Source organism: Zobellella denitrificans (assembly GCF_002237365.1).
GTDB lineage: Bacteria > Pseudomonadota > Gammaproteobacteria > Enterobacterales > Aeromonadaceae > Oceanimonas > Oceanimonas denitrificans.
In genome coordinates this window covers 1-22,723 of the sequence record NZ_NMUO01000063.1, presented here as the reverse complement: position 1 = coordinate 22,723, position 22,723 = coordinate 1, and the positions used below count along the sequence as shown (strand labels likewise).

Annotated in this window: 26 protein-coding genes and 1 pseudogene; 9 read left to right on the top strand and 18 right to left on the bottom strand. The window is 65.2% G+C overall.

Going from position 1 to position 22,723, the window contains the following annotated elements; translation table 11 throughout:
• Nucleotides 1-170: 170 nt before the first annotated feature.
• Complete coding sequence (locus CGX12_RS13320; RefSeq protein WP_094040360.1) at nt 171-1,061, top strand: ribose-phosphate diphosphokinase; 891 nt, start codon at nt 171-173, stop codon at nt 1,059-1,061.
• Here the strand turns inward: CGX12_RS13320 and CGX12_RS13315 are convergent.
• Nucleotides 1,058-2,413: an MBL fold metallo-hydrolase gene (locus tag CGX12_RS13315; RefSeq protein ID WP_094040359.1), complete on the bottom strand. Its 1,356-nt coding sequence runs from the start codon at nt 2,411-2,413 to the stop codon at nt 1,058-1,060. The two genes, CGX12_RS13320 and CGX12_RS13315, sit on opposite strands and share 4 nt — an antisense overlap.
• 231 nt (nt 2,414-2,644) lie before the next feature.
• Between CGX12_RS13315 and CGX12_RS13310 the strand changes: the two genes are divergently transcribed.
• The 6 genes from CGX12_RS13310 (at nt 2,645) to CGX12_RS13285 (ending at nt 6,244) form a co-directional block, all read left to right on the top strand.
• A complete protein-coding gene (locus tag CGX12_RS13310) occupies nt 2,645-2,992 on the top strand; it encodes a hypothetical protein (RefSeq protein WP_094040358.1) in 348 nt (115 codons plus the stop codon).
• A 111-nt stretch (nt 2,993-3,103) separates the two neighbouring features.
• Nucleotides 3,104-3,895, top strand: a complete 792-nt coding sequence (locus CGX12_RS13305; protein ID WP_094040357.1) for a universal stress protein — start codon at nt 3,104-3,106, stop codon at nt 3,893-3,895.
• 137 nt (nt 3,896-4,032) lie between these two features.
• Nucleotides 4,033-4,626 carry an NADPH-dependent FMN reductase gene (locus CGX12_RS13300; RefSeq protein ID WP_094040356.1) on the top strand — a complete coding sequence of 198 codons (594 nt, stop codon included), beginning with the start codon at nt 4,033-4,035 and terminating at the stop codon, nt 4,624-4,626.
• 383 nt (nt 4,627-5,009) lie between these two features.
• Entirely contained in the window at nt 5,010-5,399 is a 390-nt protein-coding gene (locus tag CGX12_RS13295; RefSeq protein WP_094040355.1) for a VOC family protein, read from the top strand.
• Nucleotides 5,400-5,523: 124 nt separating this feature from the next.
• Nucleotides 5,524-5,937, top strand: coding sequence for a nucleotidyltransferase substrate binding protein (locus CGX12_RS13290; protein WP_094040354.1), 414 nt, complete (start codon nt 5,524-5,526; stop codon nt 5,935-5,937).
• Nucleotides 5,930-6,244, top strand: coding sequence for a nucleotidyltransferase domain-containing protein (locus CGX12_RS13285; RefSeq protein ID WP_094040353.1), 315 nt, complete (start codon nt 5,930-5,932; stop codon nt 6,242-6,244). The genes CGX12_RS13290 and CGX12_RS13285 overlap by 8 nt, the downstream gene beginning before the upstream one ends.
• Nucleotides 6,245-6,259: 15 nt before the next feature.
• Here CGX12_RS13285 and CGX12_RS13280 read toward each other — a convergent pair whose 3' ends face one another.
• The 3 genes from CGX12_RS13280 to CGX12_RS13270 all read right to left on the bottom strand — a co-directional run bounded on the left by CGX12_RS13280 (nt 6,260) and on the right by CGX12_RS13270 (nt 8,518).
• On the bottom strand, nt 6,260-6,886 hold the full coding sequence (locus CGX12_RS13280; RefSeq protein ID WP_094040352.1) for a LysE family translocator: 627 nt from the start codon (nt 6,884-6,886) through the stop codon (nt 6,260-6,262).
• Nucleotides 6,886-7,494 (bottom strand): LysE family translocator, encoded by a 609-nt coding sequence (locus CGX12_RS13275; protein ID WP_094040351.1) that lies wholly within the window; start codon nt 7,492-7,494, stop codon nt 6,886-6,888. Before CGX12_RS13275 ends, CGX12_RS13280 begins: the two co-directional genes overlap by 1 nt.
• Nucleotides 7,495-7,591: 97 nt before the next feature.
• The gene (locus CGX12_RS13270; RefSeq protein ID WP_254918294.1) at nt 7,592-8,518 is read right to left on the bottom strand and encodes a LysR family transcriptional regulator; all 927 of its coding nucleotides are present in this window, start codon (nt 8,516-8,518) and stop codon (nt 7,592-7,594) included.
• 195 nt (nt 8,519-8,713) lie between these two features.
• Between CGX12_RS13270 and yjjG the strand changes: the two genes are divergently transcribed.
• Nucleotides 8,714-9,388, top strand: a complete 675-nt coding sequence (gene yjjG, locus CGX12_RS13265; protein ID WP_094040349.1) for a pyrimidine 5'-nucleotidase — start codon at nt 8,714-8,716, stop codon at nt 9,386-9,388.
• 128 nt (nt 9,389-9,516) lie between these two features.
• Here yjjG and CGX12_RS13260 read toward each other — a convergent pair whose 3' ends face one another.
• Nucleotides 9,517-10,368 (bottom strand): bifunctional allantoicase/(S)-ureidoglycine aminohydrolase, encoded by an 852-nt coding sequence (locus CGX12_RS13260; protein WP_094040348.1) that lies wholly within the window; start codon nt 10,366-10,368, stop codon nt 9,517-9,519.
• Between the two features lie 172 nt (nt 10,369-10,540).
• Between CGX12_RS13260 and CGX12_RS13255 the strand changes: the two genes are divergently transcribed.
• Entirely contained in the window at nt 10,541-11,416 is an 876-nt protein-coding gene (locus CGX12_RS13255) for a LysR substrate-binding domain-containing protein (protein ID WP_094040347.1), read from the top strand.
• Here CGX12_RS13255 and CGX12_RS13250 read toward each other — a convergent pair whose 3' ends face one another.
• The 13 genes and pseudogenes from CGX12_RS13250 to CGX12_RS13190 form a co-directional block, all read right to left on the bottom strand.
• Nucleotides 11,417-12,277, bottom strand: coding sequence for a MurR/RpiR family transcriptional regulator (locus tag CGX12_RS13250; RefSeq protein ID WP_094040346.1), 861 nt, complete (start codon nt 12,275-12,277; stop codon nt 11,417-11,419).
• 30 nt (nt 12,278-12,307) lie between these two features.
• Complete coding sequence (locus CGX12_RS13245; protein ID WP_094040345.1) at nt 12,308-13,036, bottom strand: amino acid ABC transporter ATP-binding protein; 729 nt, start codon at nt 13,034-13,036, stop codon at nt 12,308-12,310.
• Nucleotides 13,023-13,673 carry an amino acid ABC transporter permease gene (locus CGX12_RS13240; protein WP_094040344.1) on the bottom strand — a complete coding sequence of 217 codons (651 nt, stop codon included), beginning with the start codon at nt 13,671-13,673 and terminating at the stop codon, nt 13,023-13,025. Before CGX12_RS13240 ends, CGX12_RS13245 begins: the two co-directional genes overlap by 14 nt.
• Nucleotides 13,670-14,335 (bottom strand): amino acid ABC transporter permease, encoded by a 666-nt coding sequence (locus CGX12_RS13235; RefSeq protein WP_094040343.1) that lies wholly within the window; start codon nt 14,333-14,335, stop codon nt 13,670-13,672. Before CGX12_RS13235 ends, CGX12_RS13240 begins: the two co-directional genes overlap by 4 nt.
• A gap of 10 nt (nt 14,336-14,345) precedes the next feature.
• Nucleotides 14,346-15,122: a transporter substrate-binding domain-containing protein gene (locus tag CGX12_RS13230; protein WP_094040342.1), complete on the bottom strand. Its 777-nt coding sequence runs from the start codon at nt 15,120-15,122 to the stop codon at nt 14,346-14,348.
• A gap of 306 nt (nt 15,123-15,428) precedes the next feature.
• Complete coding sequence (locus CGX12_RS13225; protein ID WP_094040341.1) at nt 15,429-16,130, bottom strand: GntR family transcriptional regulator; 702 nt, start codon at nt 16,128-16,130, stop codon at nt 15,429-15,431.
• Nucleotides 16,131-16,335: 205 nt separating this feature from the next.
• Nucleotides 16,336-17,802, bottom strand: coding sequence for an NCS1 family nucleobase:cation symporter-1 (locus CGX12_RS13220; protein ID WP_094040340.1), 1,467 nt, complete (start codon nt 17,800-17,802; stop codon nt 16,336-16,338).
• Between the two features lie 56 nt (nt 17,803-17,858).
• The gene (locus CGX12_RS13215) at nt 17,859-19,250 is read right to left on the bottom strand and encodes an NCS1 family transporter (RefSeq protein WP_094040339.1); all 1,392 of its coding nucleotides are present in this window, start codon (nt 19,248-19,250) and stop codon (nt 17,859-17,861) included.
• Nucleotides 19,251-19,382: 132 nt separating this feature from the next.
• A complete protein-coding gene (locus CGX12_RS13210) occupies nt 19,383-20,117 on the bottom strand; it encodes an aspartate/glutamate racemase family protein (RefSeq protein ID WP_094040338.1) in 735 nt (244 codons plus the stop codon).
• Nucleotides 20,118-20,505: 388 nt separating this feature from the next.
• Entirely contained in the window at nt 20,506-21,222 is a 717-nt protein-coding gene (locus CGX12_RS13205) for a YebC/PmpR family DNA-binding transcriptional regulator (RefSeq protein WP_094040337.1), read from the bottom strand.
• A 104-nt stretch (nt 21,223-21,326) separates the two neighbouring features.
• Entirely contained in the window at nt 21,327-22,049 is a 723-nt protein-coding gene (locus tag CGX12_RS13200; protein WP_094040336.1) for a ferredoxin--NADP reductase, read from the bottom strand.
• A gap of 18 nt (nt 22,050-22,067) precedes the next feature.
• Nucleotides 22,068-22,391: a hypothetical protein gene (locus tag CGX12_RS13195; RefSeq protein ID WP_232513347.1), complete on the bottom strand. Its 324-nt coding sequence runs from the start codon at nt 22,389-22,391 to the stop codon at nt 22,068-22,070.
• A gap of 85 nt (nt 22,392-22,476) precedes the next feature.
• Nucleotides 22,477-22,723 (bottom strand): annotated as a pseudogene (locus CGX12_RS13190) (pimeloyl-ACP methyl ester esterase BioH); the annotation flags it as partial.

Here is a 22,723-nt window from a genome sequence, read left to right as displayed (position 1 = left end):
CCTACCTCCTTGATTCGTAGCTATCTGCAGAAGTGGATAAGAGCCAGGGGCCAGGCCCTGGCCCGGGGCCAGCCGCTGTTCACCCTCTACGCCGACAGCCAGGGCGAGCTGGACTATGCCGCCGACTACTACGCCGACAACCAGGATCTGTTTATGATCGGAGAGACGCCATGACACCGCTGTTGTTCGCGCTGGAAGACGGGCATCCGCTGCTCGGCCCGCTCTGCCACGGGCTGGGTGCCGAGCCTGGCCGGCTGGAGCGGCGCCGCTTTCCGGACGGCGAAAGCTACCTGCGCCTGCTGGGCGAGGTGGCGGGCCGCCCCTGCCTGGTGCTGGCGGATCTGTCCCGCCCGGACGACAAGTTCCTGCCCCTGTGCTTTTTGTGCGACACCCTGCGGGAGCTGGGCGCCGCCCGGGTCGGCCTGGTGGCCCCCTACCTCTGCTACCTGCGTCAGGACGCCCGCTTCCACCCCGGCGAGGCGCTCAGCTCCCACAGCTTCGCCCGCCTGCTCTCCCCCCGCATCGACTGGCTGATCACCGTGGACCCGCACCTGCACCGCATCCACCGCCTGGACGACATCTATTCGGTGCCGAACACAGTGGTGCACGCCGCCCCCCTGCTGGCGGACTGGCTGCGCGGCCGGCCGGAGCCGGTGCTGCTGGTGGGCCCGGACGCGGAAAGCGAACAATGGGTGGCGGCGCTGGCCAGGGCCAGTGGCCGGCCCCATGTGGTGGGCGAGAAGGTGCGCAGGGGCGACCGGGAGGTGGAGGTAAACCTGCCGGATCTGAACGCTTACCGGAGCCATGGCGCCCTGATCCTGGACGATGTGATCGCCAGCGGCCGGACCGTGCTGAGCTGCCTGCGGGCCCTGCGCGCCCAGGGGATGGGGCCGGTGGACTGCGCCGCCGTGCACGGCCTGTTCGCCGACGACATAGAAGATGAGCTGGCCCGGGCCGGGCTGCGCCGGCTGCTCACCGGCAACGGCGTCGCCCACCCCAGCAATGCCATCGACCTCTCCCCGGCATTGCTGCCCGCCATCCGCCACTGGCTGGCGGGCTAAAAGGTCAGTATCCGCTGGTATTCCCCTATCTCCACCCGGTAGGGGCTGGTGCGACGCAGGTGGTCACGCATGGCCTCCAGGGCATCGGGCTCGCCGTGCACCAGCTGGATGCGGGTGTCGACACTCAGCGCCGAGGCCGCCAGCCACTGCTGCAGCTCCACATAGTCGGCGTGGCCCGACAGCCCGTGCAGCATTTCGATGCGGGCGCGATTGGTCACCCAGTCGCCGTGAATGCGCACGCTCTCGGCTCCCTGCTGCAGCTTGGCCCCCCGGCCACCCCCCGCCTGGTAGCCGGTGAGCAACAGGGTGGTACGGTGATCCGACAGCAACCGTTTCATATGGTGGAGGATGCGGCCGCCGGTCACCATGCCGCTGCCGGCGATGATGATATGGGGGTAGACCTCGTCGGCCAGCGCCTTGGAGTCCTCCACGCTGCGCACCAGGGTGATGGTACGGCTCATCCGCCGGCAGTCGGCCCGGCTCAGCTTGTGCTGGTCGGCGAAACGCTCGTAGATCTCGCCCACTTCGATCGCCATGGGGCTGTCGAGAAACACCTTGAGCCTGGGAATGCGCCCCTGTTCCATCAGGGTCGTCAGCAAATACTGCACGGCCTGGGCGCGGCCCACCGCAAAACTGGGGATCAGCATGATGCCGCCGCCGGCCACCGTGGTGTTGACCAGCTCCTCCATCTGCAGGAAGGGATCCGTCGTTTCGTGGCGGCGATCGCCGTAGGTGGACTCCAGCAACAGCAGATCCAGCTCCGGCAAGGGTTTGGGTGGATACATGAAGAGATCGTCCGGTCGCCCCACATCGCCGGAAAAGCCCACCCGCTTGCCCTCGGCCTCGAGGATCAGGCTGCCGGCCCCGAGGATATGGCCGGCGGGCTGCAGGTGCAGGCGCATCCCGCCGAGATCCAGCACCTGGCCAAACTCCAGGGGGCGGAACAGGGTCATGCTCTGCTCCGCCGTGGCCCTGTCGTAAAGCGGCTCGGGCTCGGCATGCTTGCTCAGCTGGTGACGGGAGAAAAAACGGGCGTCTTCTTCCTGCAGGTTGCCGCTGTCCGCCAGCAGTATCTCGCACAGGGCCCGGGTGGCCGGATGGCAATACACCGGCCCCCGGTAGCCCTGGCGGTACAGCACGGGAATATAGCCCGAGTGATCCAGGTGCGCGTGGGTCAGCACTATGGCGTCGAGCCGGTCGATATCCAGCGGCAACGGCTGCCAGTTGCGCTCGCGCAGCCATTTGTAGCCCTGGTAGAGGCCGCAGTCCACCAGGATGCGGGTGTCGCCGCTGTGCACCAGAAACTTGGAGCCCGTCACCGTCTGGGTGGCGCCGAGAAAGGTTATCTTCATCGCTATTCTCCTCTTGCGGACGTCGGAAACGAGAGAGGCGCCATCCCGGCCGGCGATGCGCCATTGCTATCAGTATCCGTCAGCCCGGCCGCTTTTGCCGGATCAACGACATGCCGTAGATCCGGGGGATGCTGACTATAGTTAACCCTGAGCCATGGCAAGGAGCACGGGGATAAACCATTACCTTGCAGGCGATATAGAGAATCATATGGCGCCCGACAGGAGCCTTGTATGCCATGCCCTTACTGCCATCGCTGGCGTGTCCGACTGCTCGGCCTGCTCCTGATGCTGACCACCGCCGTGCACGCCAATATTCCCCGCTGGTTCGAACTGGCCCCGGGCGAACCCAGCCTCTATATCAGCGGCACCATCCGCTACCTCAACCTGGAAGGGGGCCTCTATGTGATCCGCGATGTGCGCGGCACCCACTACCACCCGGTCAATCTGCCTCCCGCCTTCGAGCAGGACGGCCTGGCGATAGAAGCCCTGGCCCGGCTGCGGGAGGACAGCCCGACCAGCGGCATGGTCGGCCTTCGCATAGAGCTGTTGCACATTCGCCGGGCGAGCCGCCTCGAATAAGGCCCGGGGCCAGAACTGGATCGGGATCGAAGGCGGCTCCCCGGGGCCTGGGCTATCCTTGAGTGAGGTGACAGTTCATGTCTGGTTGGATCCAACGCCAGGAGGCGCCTTATGTTCAGGCATTGCGTTGCAGGTATTGATTTTTCGGCGGGCTGGGACAGGGTGCAGTCCCGGCTTCGGCAGATGGTGGCCCTGTTCGATATCCGGGAGCTGACCCTGGTGCACGCGGACGAACCCCACCGCCGGGCCCATAAGGACGCCAACGATCGCACCAATCGCAAGCTCCACCTGGAGCAGGTGGCGGCGGACATGAGCCGTGAGCTGGCGATAACGGTGCATACCCAGTTCGTCTCGGGCTTTGCGGTGTCCTCCATCCTCGACTGTGCCAAAAGGAAACAGGCCGACCTGATAGTGGTGGCCAACCGCAGCCATTCCCGCAGCCGGGAATTCTTTATGGGCAACGTGGCACTGAACCTGGCACGCCTCTGCAAGTTGCCGCTGCTGATAGTGCCTTCGGATCTGGGGGCCGTGGCGGACGACGCCCCCCTGCTGCTGGCCACCGACAACTCGCCGGCCTCGGCCAGGGCCAGGGCCTGCTTCACCGAGCTGGTGGGTACCGATCGCCAGGGCATGGTGATGATAGTGCGCAGCCCCGAACACCAGGTGGCCTTCGAGGAAGTGCAGGCCGGTGAGAGCTTTGCCACCGATAATCCCAACCTGGACGTCCGCACCGTGGTCGGCGATCCGGTGGAGGAGATCTGCGAAGCCGCCAGCAACGTCAGAACGCCCCTGATCATCCTCGGCAAGCGCGGCACCAACCCCATCGCCGAGCTGCCCCTCGGCAGCACCGCCGAAGGCATCTGCCGGCACGCCACCAACCCGGTGCTGCTGATTCCCTCCTGAGCCGCCGGACAACCGGGCCGCCATTCCGGCCCGGCCCGCGACCACCGGGCAGGCGCCCGGCCGCTCTCCTTTCTATACTCGTATCCAGCCCCGGGCCCGGAGAAGCCCAATTGCCTTACCCACAGGAGAACACAGCCATGTCCATCAAGATAGTGACCCTCTGCGGCAGCGTACGCCCCGGCAACTACACCGCCATGGCGCTGGAACTGGTCCATGACGAATTCAGGAAGATGCCCGGGGTGGAGCTGATCCCCCTGCGGCTGGACGGCCTGGAGCTGCCCCTGCCGGGCTTGCCGGCGAAGAACCCGGACGCCATCGCCCAGTTCCAGGAAACGGTGGCCTCGGCCACCGGGGTGCTGCTGGCCTCGCCGGAATACCATGGCGGCATCAGCAGCCCCATGAAGCTGGCCATCGACAACCTGGGCTTTCCCAGCAAGCTGGCCGGCAAGCCCGTCTCCCTGCTGGGGGTGGCGGCGGGCACCATCGGCGCCATCAAGTCCACCGAGCAGCTGCGCGCCATCTGCGCCCATATCGGGGCGGTGCCCCTGCCCCTGGCGGTGTCGGTGGCCAATGTGCAGCAGGTGTTCGATGCCGAAGGCCACTGCCTCGATGCCGGCACGGAAAAATACATCCGCCGGGCGGCGCGCAACCTGATCGACTACATCAACGACGCGGTCTGCCCCAAGGTCAGTCTCGAGGCCATACTGCGCGGCCAGGTGGAGGAAGACTGAGCCCGGGCGCCATCCCGGCCGGAGCACCGATCAGTTTAAAAGTTGAGCAGCATGATGTTTTTTGGGGCGCGGGCGGCCCGCCCGCATGAGGGGGCACCGAGGTAGGCGAAGGCACAGCCCAACCCGCAATGCCTGTTCTGCCTCGAACCTCTCTAAACTTGTGGTGTAGTTAGCCAGTCCGAAGGTTCCCGCTACGCGGGAAAGCAGGCGGGCCGCCTGCGCTCCATCAGTCAGGTGTCAATCTGCAAACGTCGTTTGCTGCCGATGAGAGTGGCTGGGATAGCACACGCCTGACAGCTTGATTTTCAAACCATATGGCGCTCTAGAGCCGGCTATAGTTAAGGCCTTGACCATAACGCTTGACCACAACAAGGAGCAGGGTGATGAACATGAATCCGGTCGTCTGGTTCGAGATCTATGTGGCGGACATGCCCCGGGCCAGAGCCTTCTACGAAGCCATGCTGGCGGTGCGGCTGGAGCCGCTGGCCGACCCCACCGTCGACGACGGCACCAACCTGGAGATGTGGGCCTTTCCGGGCCAGCCGGAGGGCGCCGGGGCCTGCGGCACCCTGGCGCGTATGGAGGGCTGCGCCCCCGGCGGCAACGGCACCCTGGTGTATTTCGGCTGCGACGACTGCGCCGTGGAGGCCGCCCGGGCGGCGGCCAACGGCGGACGCCTGGTGCGCGACAAGTTCGCCATCGGCCCCCACGGCTTTATCGCCCTGGTGGAAGATACCGAAGGCAATGTGGTCGGCCTGCACTCCATGAAATAACAGCCCTTTTGCTGAAGTTTATCCGCATCGAGGCACAGATGCCGCCGAGGCCGATGGCGGTTTCCGCCCATGGCCGTAAAGAGGTAAAGTAGCCCCACCACCTTCACCTGATCGCGGGGATTCCATGTCCGAGGATATCCGCTGGCAACAGCGCTTCCAGAACTACCAGCTGGCCTTGCAACAGCTCACCGATGCCGTCACGCTCGGCACTACCCGTCCCCTGTCGGACCTGGAGAAGCAGGGGCTGATCCAGGCCTTTGAATACACCCACGAGCTGGCCTGGAACTGCCTGAAGGACTTTCTGCGTTACCAGGGCACCCAGGACATCTTCGACTCCCGCGATGCGACCCGCAAAGCCTTTGAAGTCGGCCTGATCGAACAAGGTGAACTGTGGATGGCGATGATCGCCAGCCGCAACCGCACTTCCCATACCTACAACAAGGCGACCGCCGAAGCCATTGTCGAGGCGGTCTGCACCCAGTACCTCCCGCTGTTCCAGCAGCTCAGGAGTCGGCTCTCGGGGCTGATGGATGACTGAGGCTTCGTACGGACTCGGCCATGAGGCCATAGGGCGCATCAGATCGGTGCTGGCGGGCTTCCCGCAGATAGAGCGCGCCATCCTGTACGGCTCCCGCGCCATGGGCCGGGAGCGCCCCGGCTCCGATATCGACCTGACCCTGGTGGGCGAGGATATCGACCAGCGGCTGCTGGATAACCTGTGCAACCGGCTGGACGATCTGCTGCTGCCCTGGCAGTTCGACCTCAGCGCCTACCGGGAGATAGAGAATCCCGCCCTGCTGGACCATATCCGGCGGGTGGGCAAGGTGTTCTACCAGCGGCGCTGAGCCGCCTACAGCCGGTCAGCCCCGGCTCAGGGCGATGCGCGCGCCCAGGCCCAGCAGCAGTACCCCGGAGCCGCCCTCCAGCGCCCGGGTATAGCGGGCGCCGGCGGGGTTGCCGAACACCAGGCCGCCCAGGCAGGCGTAGAGGCTGTTGCTCAGGGTCGCCAGCAGGCTGAACAGCAGGCCGAGCAGCACCAGCTCGGCGGCGGGATTGGCCGAGTTGACGCTCACGAACTGGGGCAGGAAGGACAAAAAGAAGATGGCCACCTTGGGGTTGAGTACGCTCACCACCACCCCCTGGCGGAACACCCCCCGCGCCGGCGCGGCGCCGGCCTGCGGCCGCAGGGGCGAGGTGCCGCGCCAGCTGTTGCGCAGCGCCATGGCACCGAGGTAGAGCAGGTAGCAGGCGCCCAGGTACTTCACCAGGCCGAACAGGAAGGCGGAGCTCAAAATCAGCGCCGACAGCCCCAGCACGGCGGCGGCGGTGTGCACCAGGTAGCCCAGGCCCAGGCCCAGGGCGGCCTTGAGCCCGGTGCGCAGCCGGCCGCGCATGGTGCTGGACACCACATAGACAACGTCCGGCCCCGGGATCAGGTTGAGCGACAGGGTGGCGATCACGAACATCAGCAGGGTATGGGCTTCCATCAGAACACCACCTTCAGTGCCAGCCCCAGCAGCACCAGGCCGCTGAGCTTGTCGATCATCCGCAACTTGGCCTGGAGCCACACCAGCACGGGCCCGCGCGACAGCGCCAGGGCCACCAGCACGTACCAGAGGGCGTCGATGCCGCCGGCGGTGAGCATCATGATGCCGCCCTGCTGCCAGCCGGTGTCGGCGCGCACGAACTGGCTGAACAGGGCCAGGAAGAAGATGGCCAGCTGCGGATTGAGAAAGGCCACCATAAAGCCCTCGAAGGCGCCCCGCCGGCCGCGCACGCTATGGCTGCCCTGCCGGCCCCCTGCGTCACCGGGCCGGGCCAGCAGCGCCTTCAGCCCCAGCCAGGCGAGAAAGGCGGCGCCGCCGTAGCGGATGAGGTCGAACAGCAGCGGGGTTTTGGTGATCAGCAGCGCCAGCCCCAGGGCGGTGATCAGGGCGTAGAGCCCCACCCCCAGGCCGTGGCCCAGGGCGGTGGCCACCCCGTGCCCCTGGCCGCCCCGCACCGTGTTGCGGATCACCAGGGCCAGGCTGGGCCCGGGGCTGATGGCCCCCATCACGCAAATCGCCGCCAAGGCCAGCCAACTGGTCAGTTCCATCCTCTTCCTCTCTTGTCACCGGGGTTCTGGGTCTCAGCTTAATACCGCCCTAACCATGCCCATAATGAAAGTTAGGAATAGATTTCATAACCACAGGCTATAGCTTGGTGCGACTCTCCCGCACCGTACGCTGCAGGTGATCCCGCAGGAAGGGGAAGCACAGCTCCCGGAACCAGCGGTGAGCCGGATCCTGGTGGTGGCGCTGGTGCCACATCAGGTGGTATTGCTGGCTCTGGGTGGCGAACGGCAGGGCGGTATAGGCCAGGGGATGGGCCTGGGACAGCTGCCAGGCGATATGGGCCGGGGTGGTCAGCAGGCAGTGGGTGCGGCACAGCACCTCCACCGCCGCCTGGAAGAAGGGCACCCGGGCAAACCAGCGCCGGGCCAGCCCCAGGGGCGCCAGCACCCGCTCCACCGGGCTGTCCTTGTCGCCGCCGCCGCTCACCTGCAGATGGGGCCAGGCCAGGTAGTCGTCCAAGCCGAGCGGCCGGCCCGCCAGCGGGTGCTGCCGGCCCATCAGCACCACCAGCCCGTCTTCCCCCTGGCGCAGGCCGCGGATCAGATCCGGCACCTGTTCGGTGATGGTGGACACCAGATCGAGCGGCGACTCCCACAGCAGCGGCAGCTGGCGCTTGTCCCACAGCTCGTACTCCAGCGCCGCCCCCGGCGCCTGGCGGGCCAGCTCGGCGCAGATGTCCGGCAAGATGTACTGGGCCACATAGTCGGACGAGGCCAGGCGGAACACCCGCTCGCAGCGGGCCGGCTCGAAGCCGGGCGTCGCGTAGAGCCGCTCCAGGCCGCCGAGCGCGTCGGCCAGCTCCCGGGCCAGCTGTTCGGCCCGGGGCGTGAGCAGCCAGCGCTGGCCCTCGCGCACCAGCAGCTCGTCGTTGAAGTCCCGGCGCAGCTGGGCCAGCTGCTTGCTCACCGAGGGCTGGCTCAGGTGCAGCCGCTCGGCCGCCAGGCTGAGGTTGCGGGTATCGAGCAGCACCCTGAGGGTGGGCAGCAGGTTGTAGTTGAGTTGCACCTTGGGTTTTCCTGAGCGGGGCCGGGCTCCTATCTTAGGCCAGCCCGCATGAGGGGGAAAGGAAGCGCCCGCATGACAGTACATGTTCGAGTCTTGAAAGGCTATCCTGTGCTTTCTCGGCCAAAAAGCATACAATCCTCACGTTCTTGCAGAAAGCCCCCACAAAAGCGCGAAAGACGCTGGAGAAGATAACAAATGCAATATAAATGGATACTGTTCGACGCCGACGACACCCTTTTCCACTTCGACGCCTACCAGGGGCTCAGGCGCATGTTCGCCGGCTTCGGGGTCGACTTCGGCGAGCAGGACTTTGCCCACTACCAGACCCTCAACCAGCCGCTGTGGGTGGACTACCAGGACGGCCACATCACCGCCGAGCAATTGCAGCACCGGCGCTTCGCCGGCTGGGCGGAGCGGCTGGAGGTCAGCCCCCGCGAGCTGAACAGCGCCTTTCTCACCGCCATGGCGGATATCTGCGCTCCCCTGCCCGGCGCCAGGGAGCTGATCGACGCCCTGACCGGCCAGGCACAACTCGGCATCATCACCAACGGCTTTACCGAGCTGCAGCAGGTACGGCTGGAGCGCACCGGGTTCAGGGACGCCTTCTCCCCCCTGGTGATCTCCGAGCAGGTGGGCCTGGCCAAGCCGGATCCGGGCATTTTCGAACACGCCCTGGAGCTGATGGGCCAGCCGCCCCGGGAGCAGGTGCTGATGGTGGGCGACAACCCCCACTCCGACATTCTCGGCGGCCTCAACGCCGGCCTGCACACCTGCTGGCTGAACCCCGCCGGCAAGCCCGTCCCCGAGGGCATCCGCCCCCACTACCAGGTGAGTTCGCTGCACGAACTGCACCGGCTGCTGCTGTGTTAGGGGGTGAGGGGTGAGGGGTGAGCCGTTGCAGAATACCGACTCTTCCCCCTCACGCCTTACGATTTTCCCCTCGCGGCCATACGCAAAAAGGGCGGCCCGGAGGCCGCCCTTTGTTTAACCGATATCGCTTACTTGCGGTTGCCGCGGTAGGCGGGCGAGGCGTTCAGCACCATATGGCGGTTGATGTCCTTGTACAGCAGGTAGCGGAAGCGGGTCGGGCCGCTGGCGTAGCAGGCCTGCGGGCAGAAGGCGCGCAGCCACATGTAGTCGCCGGCTTCCACTTCCACCCAGTCCTGGTTCAGGTGGTACACCGCCTTGCCTTCCAGCACATAGAGGCCGTGCTCCATGACGTGGGTTTCGTCGAAGGGAATGACGCCGCCGGGCTGGAAGGTCACGATGTTGACCTGCATGTCGTGGCGCATGTCGGCGGAGTCCACGAAGCGGGTGGTGGCCCAGGCGTCGTTGGTGTCCGGCATCGGGGTCGGCGCAATGTCGTTCTCGTTGGTCACGAAGGCTTCCGGCACCTCGATGCCGTCCACGTATTCGTAGGCCTTGCGGATCCAGTGGAAGCGCACCGGCGCGTCGCCGTTGTTCTTCAGGCTCCAGTTGGTGCCGGGAGGCAGGAAGGCGTAGCCGCCGGTCTGCATCTGGTGCACTTTGCCTTCCAGGGTCAGGGTCATTTCCCCTTCCACCACGAACAGCACGCCTTCGGCGCCGGAGTCCAGCTCGGGCCTGTCGCTGCCGCCCTGGGGGGAGACTTCCATGATGTAGTGGGAGAAGGTCTCGGCGAAGCCGCTCATCGGCCGGGCGATGACCCACAGCCGGGTGTTGTCCCAGAACGGCAGGAAGCTGGTCACGATGTCGCTCATCACGCCCTTGGGAATGATGGCGTAGGCTTCGGTAAAGACCGCGCGATCGTTGATCAGCTGCGTCTGGGGCGGCAGACCGCCGGTGGGGGCATAATAAGAATTACGGGCCATGACATCTGTCCTTTATTTATGCAAAGTGGTTGGTCTGCGCCAACGGATCAGCAGTGGTCTTGACGAGGCTGCTGTTTAAATGCTGAACACCCCTGATTGTAGAGCAAGGCCGTTTGATTTATAAATTAAATAACCGAATGGCAACTAGTGGCTTTGCCACTGGATGGAAGGCATGAACCTGAACACCACCCTGGATCCCGTGCTGCTGCGCAGCTTTGTCGCCGTGGTCGACACCGGCAGCTTTACCCGCGCCGCCGACAGCACCCACCTCACCCAGTCCACCGTCAGCCAGCAGGTGCGCAAGCTCGAATCCCTGCTCGGCTGCGAGCTGCTGCACCGCAAGGGGCGCTACGTCACCGCCACCCTGGAGGGAGAGCGGGTGCTGAGCTACGCCCGCCGCATCCTGCAGCTGATGAACGAGGCGCTGGCCCAGACCAGCCTGAGCGCCGAGCAGCAGAAGATCCGCCTGGGGGTGCCGGAAGACTTCGCCACCCACGCCATCATGCCCACCCTGTCGGCCTTCGCCAGCGAATACCCGGGCATCCGCCTGGAGGTGAAAAGCGGCCTGTGCAGCGACATCTGGCGCGAGTTCCAGCGCAGCGACCTGGACCTGGCCCTGGTCAAGCAGCGCCAGGGCAGCGCCCCCGGCCTGGCCAGCTGGCCCGAGCCGCTGTGCTGGATCGACAGCCTGGACGGCAACAATCTGGACAACCACCCCATTCCCCTGGTCACCTTTCCCATCGGCGGCCTCTACCGCAGCGAGATGGCCCACACCTTCGACAGCCTGGGCCGCAGCTGGCGGCTGGCCTATGTGAGCACCAGCCTGTCCGGGGTGTGCTGCGCGGTGGAAGCCGGCCTTGGCATCTCGCTGCTGCCCCGCCGCCTGGTTACCGAACGCCACCGCATCCTCGACCAGCGCGACGGTCTGCCGCCGGTGCCGGACCTGGAGCTGACCCTGCACGCCCAGGCCCAGCTCTCGGCCCACAGCCGGATGCTGGCGGAGCGGCTGATCGGCGCCTGCGATCGCACCTTCGAAGGCGAGGCCTGATCAGCCCCCGCTGGAAAACTGCCACAGCCGGTTGAACTCCAGCTCCTCCGTCTGCCGGTAGAGTTCGTTGATGCGGCCGATGCGCTCCCGCCCCTGCGCCAGTTGCCGGTGCAGCAGCAGGTTGCAGATCAGGCTGACGGTGCACATGGCGGCGCTGTAGCTGTCGAAGGCGGACACCGAATCGAGCGGCAGCTCCAGCAGCCAGTCCGGGGCGTCGGGCAGTTCGGCCTGGGTCTCCACCATCAGCGCCAGCGGCACCCTGCTCCGGCGCAGGCTGGCCAGCAGCTTGGGAAACAGCGCCGGCCGGCGATGAAAGGCCACCAGGATGATCAGGTCGTCGACGCCGTAATCGACCAGCTCCTCCGCCAGGGTCTGGCCCGGCTGGGGCAGCAACTGCACCCCGGCGCGCACCTGCACCAGTTGCTGGCGCAGGTGCAGGGCCACCGGGTAGCTGTTGCGAAAGCCGATGATGCCCACCCGCCGCGCCGCGGCCAGGCGGTCGATCAGGCCATCGAGCGCGCCGTTGCCGAGCAGGGTCAGCAACTGGGCAATCTTGTCCTGCTCGCACTTGAGCTGGCGCTCGATAAGGCCCGCCGGTCCGTCGCCGAGGGCCGCCGGTATCGGCACCCCGGACTGGCGCAGGCGGCGGTTTTCATCGCGCATCTCCCGGAAGCTGTCGTAGCCGAGGCGGCGGAACAGCCGGCTGACGGTGGACTTGGACACCCCGCAGCAGCGGCTGAGTTCCACCGAGTTGTAGGTGGCCAGATCGTCCATATGGTCGAGGATAAAGCTGGCCACCCGCCGCTCCTGGGGGCCGAGTTGCGAAAACTGTGCGCGGATCTGTTCGCCAAGCTGGCTCATGCGGGTCTGTCCTGATCGACAAGGGTTCCGCTACAGTACCGCATTGATAAAGCTCTGCAACTCGGCGGTCCGGGGCCGGGCGAACAACTCCTCGGCCGGGCCGTTTTCCCACACCTTGCCCTGGTGCATGAACACCACCCGGTCGCCCACGTCCCTGGCGAAGTTCATCTCGTGGGTCACCAGGATCAGGGTGATGCCCTCCGCCGCCAGCGCCTCCAGCACCTTGAGCACCTCCCCCACCAGTTCGGGGTCGAGCGCCGAGGTGATCTCGTCGCACAGCAGCACCTTGGGCGACATGGCCAGGGCGCGGGCGATGGCCACCCGCTGCTGCTGGCCGCCGGACAGGCGGTCCGGGTACTGGTCGAACTTGTCGGCCAGGCCGACCTTGCCGAGCATCTCCAGCGCCAGCTCCCGCGCCTCCTCCCTGGCCTGCTTCAGCACCAGCCTGGGCGCCAGCATCAGGTTCTCCCCCACCGTCAGGTGCGGAAACAGGTTAAAGCTCTGGAACACCATGCCCACGCTGCGCGCCAGCCGGCGCACCTGCACCTCGTCGCTGGTCACTTCCTTGCCGTCGACCACGATGCCGCCCTGCTGGTAGCTCTCCAGGCCGTTGATGCAGCGCAGCAGGGTGCTCTTGCCGGAGCCGCTGCGGCCGATGATGGACACCACCTCGCCCGCCTTGACCCTGAGATCGATGCCCTTGAGCACGTGCAGCTCCCCGTAGTACTTGTGAACTTGTTCGATATTAACGAGTGCCATTGAATTTTTTCTCCAGGTACTGGCTGGCCAGGGACAGCGGATAGCAGAGCGCGAAGTAGAGCAGCGCCACCAGGGCGAACACCTTGAACGGCTCGAAGGTAGCGTTGTTGAGCATGGTGCCGGCCTTGGTCAGCTCCACGAAGCCGATGATCGAGGCCAGGGCGGTGCCCTTGACCACCTGCACCGAAAAGCCGACGGTGGGCGCCAGCGCCACCCGCACCGCCTGGGGCAGGATCACCCGGCTCAGGGTCTGGCCGAAACCCAGTCCCAGGCAGCGGGCGGCTTCCCACTGGCCCCTGGGCAGGGTGTCGATGCAGCCGCGCCAGATCTCGGTGAGAAAGGCGCTGGTGAACAGGGTCAGCGCCAGGGCGGCGGCGGCCCAGGCGGAGATGTCCAGCCCCAGCATGGCCAGGCCGAAGAAGGCCAGGAACAGCTGCATCAGCAGCGGCGTGCCCTGGAACAGCTCCACGTAAATCCGCACCAGCCACTGCAGCGGCCGGCGCCCGGTCAGGCGCAGGGCGGTGAGCAGCAGCCCGACCAGGGCGCCGCCGACGAAGGCGACCAGCGACAATGCCACCGTCCAGCGCGCCGCCAGCAGAAGGTTGCGGAAGATATCCCAGTTGGTGAATTCCATCATGCCTTGACCCTCCGATGGCGGAACAGGCGGTGACCCAGCAGCGCGAACAGCTGCCGCATCAGTATCGCCAGCCCCAGGTAACACGCCGCCGCCACCAGGTAGGCCTCGAAGCTGCGGAAGTTGCGGGACTGGATCAGGTTGGCGGCGTAGGTCAGGTCGGCCACCGAAATCTGCGACACCACCGCCGAGCCCAGCATGACGATGATGCACTGGCTGGTCAGCGCCGGATAAATCTTCTCGAACGCCGGGATCAGCACCACCCGGAAGAAGCTCTGCCGGGGGCTGAGCCCCAGCACCCGGGCCGCCTCTATCTGCCCCCTGGGGGTGGCCGCCAGGCCGGCGCGGATGATCTCGGCGCTGTAGGCACCCAGGTTGATCAGCATGGCCAGCAGGCCCGCCTCCCAGGCGCCGAGCTTGATCCCGAGGCCGGGCAGCCCGAAGAAGACGAAGAACAGCTGGACGATAAAGGGCGTGTTGCGGATAAGTTCCACATAGGCCCCCACCAGCGCCCGCAGGGGCCGGCCGCCGTAATGGCGGGCGGCGGCGCAGGCGGTGCCGATGGCCACGCCTCCCAGCGTGGCGTAGCAAGTCAGTTCCACCGTGACCCACAAGCCCTGGAGGATCAGCTCCTGGTAGGGCCACAGCTCGTTAAAGTTCAGCATGGCGCGTCTCTCAGCTGCCGAAGCCGGCCGGCAGCGGGGCTTTCAGCCAGGTTTGGGAAATACGCTCCAGGGTGCCGTCGGCCAGGGCCTGGGCGATCAGCGTGTTGACCTTGTCGCGCAGCTCGGTTTCCCCCTTTTTCAGGCCGATATAGCAGGGAGAGTCCTTCAGCATGAACTTGGCGACCGGCGCCTTGTCCGTATGGCGTTCGGCGATCTCGGCGGCCACCAGGTTGCCGGTGGCGATCAGCTGTACCTGGCCGGACAGATAGGCGGAGATGGTGGTGTTGTTATCCTCGAAGCGCTGGAGCCTGGCCGAGGCGGGCAGCACCTTCTCCAGCTCCATGTCCTCCACCGCGCCCCGGGTCACCCCGACCACCCGGCCGTCCAGATCCGCGGCCGCCGCCACCGGCAGTTCGCCGTTGCCGAACACGCCAAGGAAGAAGGGAGCGTAGGCCTCGGTGAAGTCGATGGCCCGCTCCCGCTCCTCGTTCTTGCCCAGGCTGGAGATCACCAGGTCGGCCTTGCCGGTCTGCAGGTAGGGGATGCGGTTGGCGCTGGTCACCGGGATCAGCTCCAGTTTGAGGCCCATCTCCTCCGCCAGGTAGGCGGCCATGTCCACGTCGTAGCCCCTGGGCTTGAGATCCGGGCCGACCGAGCCGAAGGGCGGAAAGTCCTGGGGCACCGCCACCCGCAGCACCCCGCGTTGTTCGATGTCCGCCAACTGGCTGGCCTGGGCGGTGCTGGCCGCCGCCAGCAGGCCGAGGGCCGCCAGGCCGTGAACCATCATCTGTTTCAAGCTATGCAATTTAACGAGTTCCATTACTCACCTCTGTGGGGTCCATGTATCGGGCAAGCCTGAAACTTTCGATTCAGGCGAGGTGATAACTGCAACGATAGTGCCAAAGCTGCCGCCACCGCGGCCGATGGCTGTGGTGGAGAAAATAAGTGGTGGAAGATCAGTCACTAACCGGGCGGACCCGGCGGCGGGAAAGAGTACGTCTGAACAGGCTGGCGGGGCGGGCTCTGCCCCCCAAAGAGGCCCCACTACCCTTTTTGGGGCAGGGCATGGGGCAGATGGCCGTCCTATGGGTACTCAGAGGTCGGCGAAAATTTCCTTGAGGTTGACGTCTTCGTCGTGGGTCGGCTCCAGCTGCAGCTGGGCTTCGATTTCGTTGAGGTGGTCGATCATCAGCTGCACCGCCTTGTCCACCTCGTGGGCGGCGATGGCGGCCAGCAGGCCGGTGTGCTCGCTGCAGGACAGGCCGGAATGGCGCGCCTTGCCCTTGAGCGGCCCGGGACCCTGGTAGAGGGCGATGATCAGGGAAGAACGGGGGATGATCTCGTGCAGGAAGGAGGTCAGCACCGGCTTGTTGGCCAGCTTGCCGATCAGCAGGTGAAACTCGCCGGACAGCCGGATGCGCAGGCTCTGCTGCCCCTGGGCGAAGGCCTGGTGCTCCCGCTCCACGTGCTCCTGCAGCAGCTGCTTTTCCCGGGCCGTGCACTTGCTCGCCAGCTCCCGCACCAGCTCGGCCTCGATCAGCCGGCGGGCCTGGAAGATTTCCCGCGCCTCTTCCGGCGAGGGCTCGGCCACGAAGGCGCCGCTGTTGGGCACCAGGTGGACCAGCTTGTGGTGGGACAGCTGCAGCAGCAGCTTGCGCACAAAGCCCCGGCTGAGTCCAAAGGTTTCGCTTAGATCTTCTTCTTTCAGGCGGGTGCCCGGCAACAGCTTGTGGGCGACGATGGCCTCCCAGATGCGTTGATAGACGCTGTCGAGATCGTTGGTTTTATTCTGCATGGCGCTACCTTGGATGCATGGCAGGCCCCCTGGTGAGGTGCTCTTGATTCCTGCCGTCTTGATTCGGCCACCAGGGGCGCGATCACTCTGTTGGTGGAACGGATAACGCGCACAGATTAGCACAGGGCTTATATTGTCAACAATAAATGGAATATTTTGTTAAGGAAAGAAGGGGCCCGGGCCCCTTCTTCGTTCAGTGGGTTTTTCAGCCGGCCTTGCTGGCCTTGGTCCTGGCCTGGGGCACCGAGCTACGCATCAACAACCGGTAGAAGAGCCCGCCCAGGGCGGCACCGATCAGCCAGCCATAACCGTTGAGATCGGCCAGCGCCGGCACCAGCACGGTGGAGATGGAGAACAGGGCCGCCAGGCCGAAGGCCATCAGCGCCTTGGCGTTCCAGCCGTTCTGGTAGTAGTAGGCACCCTTGGGATCGGTGGAGAACAGCTGCTCCATGTCCAGCCTCTGCTTTTTCACCAGGTAGTAGTCCACCACTATGATGCCGTAGAAGGGAGCCACGATGGCGCCCAGGGCATTGACGAAGCCGGGGATGCCGATTTGGCTGATCACCGAGACCCAGAGCGCGCCCACGAAGAAGGCGACGATGGCAGTGATGAGGCCGCCGATGCGGAAGCTGATCATCTTGGGGAACAGGTTGGCCAGGTCATAGGCCGGCGGAATGAAGTTCGCCACCAGGTTGATGCCGACGGTGGCGGCGAAGAAGGTCAGCGCCGCCACTATGGTCAGGGGCAGGGAATCCACCCGCTCCACGATATCGGCCGGGTTGGTCAGCGCCTCGCCGAACAGCACCATGGTGCCGGCGGTGATGATCAGCGCGATAAAGGAGAAGAAGGCCACGTTGAGCGGCAGCCCCACCAGATTGCCGATCTTCATCTCCCGTTCGCTGCGCACGAAGCGGGTGAAGTCGCCGAAGTTGATCACCACGGCGGCGAAATAGGCCACCATGGTGCCGACGATGGCGGTAAAGGCCGCGATGCTGCCGCCCTCATAGCTGCCGCCGCCGCTGAAGATGGTGCCCACCGCCGGGATCAGCTGGTCACCGGCCTGGATCCAGACGATCACCATCAACGCCAGCATCACCACATAGACCAGGGGGCCGGCCCAGTTGAGGAAGGTCTTGATCTTGTCGATGCCCTGCCAGAACAGCAGGATCTGGAACAGCCAGACGATCAGGAACGACAGCCAGGCGGTGCCGGACAATCCGAGGAAGCTGCTGCCGTTGCCCACGCCCCAGAGCGCGGTGAGCAGCAGGGTCACGGCGGTGGAGGCGAAGTAGGTCTGCACCCCGTACCAGAAGATGCCGATGATGGCCCGCAGCAGGGCCGGAAAGTTGGCGCCGCGCACCCCCATGCTGGAGCGGATCATCACCGGGAAGGGAATACCGTACTTGACGCTGGGCTTACCGGTCAGGTTGACCAGCACCATGACGATAAAGCCGGCCAGGATGATGGCGGCCATCACCGCCCAGCCGTTCAGGCCGTAGGCCAGGAACAGGGAGGCGGCCAGGGTGTAGCCGAACAGGCTCTGGATGTCGTTCGACCAGACGTTGAAGATTTCAAACCAGCCCCAACTGCGGTCCTTGTGCTTGATGGGGGCCAGATCCTCATTGTACAGCAGGGGATCCCGCCCCCTTACCTCAAGCTGACGATCGTCCATATCGGTATTCCTCATGTGAAGGTCGGAGCGGGGGCCAGTCCCGGCCCCCGGATTGATTACTGGCGGAACCGCTGGCAGGGCTGCCAGTGCTGCATCAGCAGGTAGTAGATGATGCCGGCGGGCAGCAGGCTGGCGTACCAGGACACGGAAGAGAAGGTCAGGGCCACGGCGGCACCGGCCAGGGCGGCGATCACCGCGCCGTAGTTGACGCCACGGTAGGGCCCGTTCTCGTCATAGAGCTTGTCCAGGTCGAGCTTGCGGCGACGCAGGATGAAGTAGTCCACCACCATTACCGCGAAGATGGGACCGAGGAAGGCGGAGTAGGTCTGCACGAACAGCTGCAGGCCGGCGGAGGATTCGTCCTTCACCAGTTCCCAGGGGAAGGTGCAGAAGGCCAGCAGGCCCACCAGTATGGTGGAGGTGCGGAACTTCAGCTTGAACACGTCCATCAGGATATAGGTGGGCGGCACCACGTTGTTGAGCACGTTGGTGGTGACCTGGGCGAAGGCGATGAACAGCAGGGTAATCACCAGCAGCGGGGTGTTGTCGACGGCGCTGGCGAAGACCTGGATGGGATCGGACACCCCGGTGGCGCCGGACACCATCAGCCCGATCAGCCCCATGAACAGGGTGCAGGGCAGGATGGACATGGCGTAGATGGTGGTGAGCAGACCCGGCTTGGTGCCTTCCTTCAGCTCACGGGAATAGTCGCTGACGTTGAGCATCATGGTGCTGTAGATGCCGAGGAACAGCATGGTCGCCCCCCAGAACGGCAGGCCCCAGGTCCCTTCCACATTCACCAGGTTGGTGGTGATCTCGTCGCCGTAGCGGTTGATCACGCTGTAGAACATGTACACCAGCGCCAGCAGGATAAAGCCGCTGCCCACGTTCTCCAGCCACTTGATGCCCTTGAAGCCGAAGATGGACAGGCCTATCTGCAGGAACTGGAACAGGATGAAGTAGAGCACCAGGTTGTCGAAGCCGAACAGGGTGGCCGACACCGCGTTCAGGGCGCCGGCACCGATCCAGCTTTGGAAACCGTACCAGACGATGGCCGGCACCGCCCGCACCAGCCCCGGAAAGCGGGTGCCGGCAAAGCCGAAGGCGCCGCGCGCCTGCACCATGAAGGGAATGCCGTATTTGTAACCGGCGGCGCCATTCAGGGCCAGGGCAATGCCGATCACGAAGCAGCCGATGGCGATGGCCACGGTTGCCTGCAGCAGGTTGAGGGTGCCCACTATGCTGGAACCCATGGTAAAGGTGCCGATCGATACGCAACCGCCGAACCAGGCCAGCAGGTAGGAGACCCGGCCCATGATGCGGTGTTTCTGGGGGGCCAGGGATTCATCGCCCGCCTTCTTCTCGTGCACCTCCCCGGCGGGGACCGGCTGGGCGCCGACCTGGGCCATGGGAATCGCGGTTTCGCTGTTCACTTGTTGGATTGCCATTGGTTTGTCCTCGGTATTCCATCACTGGGGCGGTGTTGCCACCCCCCTTTTCCTCTGCCGGCCGCGTCTTGGGCCGTGCATCCTGTTCCGGCAACCGGGTGTCCCCGACCGCCGCTGTTGGCCGCCCCCGGATCAGGCGATTTTCAGGCTGCGCCCGGGGTTAGCCAGCTCGGGTCGGGGCCAGTTGAAGGTCAGCACCTTGCTGGTTCCCAGTTTCATGTCCACCATGGCCTCACAGAGTTTGACCGCGGCGACGGTACCATCGATCACCGGAATGCCGATTTCCTGCTCGATCTGGGCGCGATACTGGGACATGCCGGCGCAGCCCAGCACGATGGCCTCGGCCTTGTCCTCCTCCCGCGCCCGCAGGCACTCGGCGATCACCTTGGCGATGGCGGCCTCCGGCGAGCGGGCCAGATCCAGCACCTGGATGGGGGTGGTGCGTACCTTCTTGCACTGTTCGCCGAAGCCGTAACGGCTGACCAGGTGCTCGGTCATGAAGCGGACCCGGGGGGCCGTGGTCACCACGCTGAAGCAGGCGCTGGCCATGGCCGCCAGGTGGAAGGCCGCCTCGGCGATGCCCAGCACCGGCTTGTCGGTCAGCTCCCGGGCGGCGTAGAGACCGGGGTCACCGAAACAAGCCAGCACATAGGCGTCGATATCCTGTTCCCGGTCGCCCTTGGCGATCTCTTCCAGTACGCCGGGCACCGCCAGGGCCTCGTCATAAAAACTTTCAATAGATGCCGGTCCGCTGGCGGGGCTGACCGCCAGGATCTCGGTATCGGGCCGGGCCACCGCATCGGCCAGCCGCTGCAAGGCATCGGTAAACGACTGGGTGGTGTTGGGGTTGATGATCTTGATCCTCACGGCTAACTCCTCGTTCACATAAATGCTGTTTTATTGTTAACGATTTAATACTAGATCAACATTTAACATCCTGTAAACATGTTTACGAAATAAATTTTAATCGTAAAAAATAAAGGCAACTATCGTGCCACTCATGACAAAAAGATCATCAGCGAAAGCATAATTCATTGAATATAAAAAGCTTTTGTCGATTACCTGGGCAAAGGCAGTGGCCCGGCGCTGCGCCAGGCGGGCCAGAAGAAGGAAAGGATGCGATGTTTTGGTGCACCAATAGGGTGAAGATCGTTAGCGATTTATGGTTCCGGTACGGCCGGGGAATGTAAAAAAACCCTCCATGGGGAGGGTCTGGGTCTGTCGACACAGGGGCCATATCGGCCCCCTTGCCAGATCAGTACTCGGCGTTGTGGTAGACGTTCTGTACGTCGTCCACGTCGTTGAGCATGTCGAGGAATTTCTCGAGCTGGGCCACGTCGTCGCCGCTGACCGGGGTCGTGGTCTGGGGCACGAACTGGATGGCATCCACCTCGAAGTCGATACCCTCGAAGGCCTCGGTCAGCGCCTGCTTGGCCTTGAAGTACTCGGTATGGGGCGCGAACACGGTGATGCGGCCGTCTTCGTTCTCGATATCGGTCACGTCCACGTCGGCCGCCATCAGGGCCTCCAGCACGGCTTCCTCATCGTCGCCCGCAAAGGCCAGGATGGCACAGTGATCGAACATGTGACTGACGGTGCCGGAGGTGCCCAGCTTGGCCTTGACCCGGTTGAAGCACTGGCGCACATCGCCGATGGTCCTGTTGGGGTTGTCGGTCAGGCAGTCCACAATCACCATGCAGTTGCCCGGGCCGAAGCCTTCGTAACGGGCGGGAGAAAAGTCCTCGCCGGCGCCGCCCTTGGCTTTTTCCAGCGCTTTTTCGATAACGTGAGCCGGCACCTGGTCTTTCTTGGCGCGCTCGATCAGGCCGCGCAGGGACAGGTTGCCGTCAGGGTCTGCTCCACCTGACTTGGCGGTAACGTAGATCTCGCGGCCGTATTTGCTGTAGACCTTGCTCTTGGCGTTCGCCGTTTTGGCGATGGATTCCTTGCGGTTTTGATAGGCTCTGCCCATGGGATCGTCTCAATTGCTCATCGGAAGAGCGCGAATTTTACACACAGAGAAGCGGCAGATCTATTTTCCTGGCACTTCGCGGCGGATTTTCGCGGCCCGGGCCGCTAATAACCGGCGAATTCCTCGGTGCGCACCCGCTCTTCGGCTACCCCGAGCCGGCCCAGCATGGCTTTCATCGCCGCCACCAGGGCCGGCGGGCCGTCCACAAAATAGAGCGGCGCCTGCACCTCATCCAGGTAGCGCGCCAGCATGGCCTCGTCCACATGGCCCTGCTCGCCCTGCCAGCCGGTTGCCGCGGGCTCCGCCCGGGTCATGGTCGCCACCAGGGTGCAGCGGGCGTCGCCCGCGCAGGCCTGTTGCAGCTCCTCGAGGAAGGGGGCGTCCTGCGGCTGGCGGTTGGCGTAGAACAGCACCAGGCGCCGTTCCTCCTGCTCCGCCAGGGCCTGCAGCAGCATGCTGCGCACCGGGGTGATACCGATGCCACCGGTAATGAACACCACGGGCGTGCGGGGATCGGCCGGCAGCACGAAGTCGCCGTAGGGGCCTTTCAGGGTCAGTTCGGCGCCGGGAGCCAAACCGCTCAGCACCCGCTTGAAGGCGCTGCCGCGGATCCGGGTGGCCACCATCAGCTCCGCCTCGGCGGGCGCCGACGCCAGGGACAGGATGCGGCCGTTGCCCTCCCCGTCGGTTTCCGGTGGATCGATCAGCACCAGCCGGATGCACTGCCCGGCCCGAAAGGCGAAGCCCTCGGGCTTGTCGAAATAGAACGCCAGGGTCCGATCGGCGACCTGCTGTTTGCGTTTGAGAAAAACGGGGTAACTGGCCATGGCGGAGACCTCCGGGGATCAGACTTCGATATCCAGGGCACTGCCAGCGCTTTCGTGCCGGTCGTGGTAACGCCGGCTGATCGCGTGGAGCCGACGGCTCATGACGGGACTGGCGCCAATCCAGCAGACACCGCCCTGGTGCAGGCCCAGCCAGGCTTCGAACGCCGCCTCCCGCCGGCTGCGGTCCCTGTCCTGGTCCCGCTTGCGGATGGCCACATAGGGCTGCACCGCCTTGATCACCGGGATCACCGGGCGGCGCACGTTGTCGGCCTGGGCCGCTTCCGTGGTGGGCTGGGCCCAGTTGGGGGCCAGGTTGGGCAAAATCACCGGTAATGCCATCATTCACCTCCGTCGCCGTTGATCGCCTCCTTATTATGGCCTCCCCGCCCCGATTCCGCCCGGCCAAGGAGCCCGGCAACGGCCGGGATCAGGCGAGTTCGTGCAGGAAGCGGCGGATCCGCTCGGCGGTGGCGTCGGGATGGGAGATAAAGGGCGCATGGGAGGCCCTGGGCTCGATATGGCTCAGGCTGTTCGGCGCCAGCTCGTCCACCAGGGCGGCGGCCTTTCTCGGCACCAGGCCGTCGAGCCGGCCGTAGAGCCGCAGCAGCGGCACCCGCAGCTCGGCCAGCCGCGGCCCGCGGTCCCCCCCCCCCCCCAGCGCCCCGGCCCGTCCC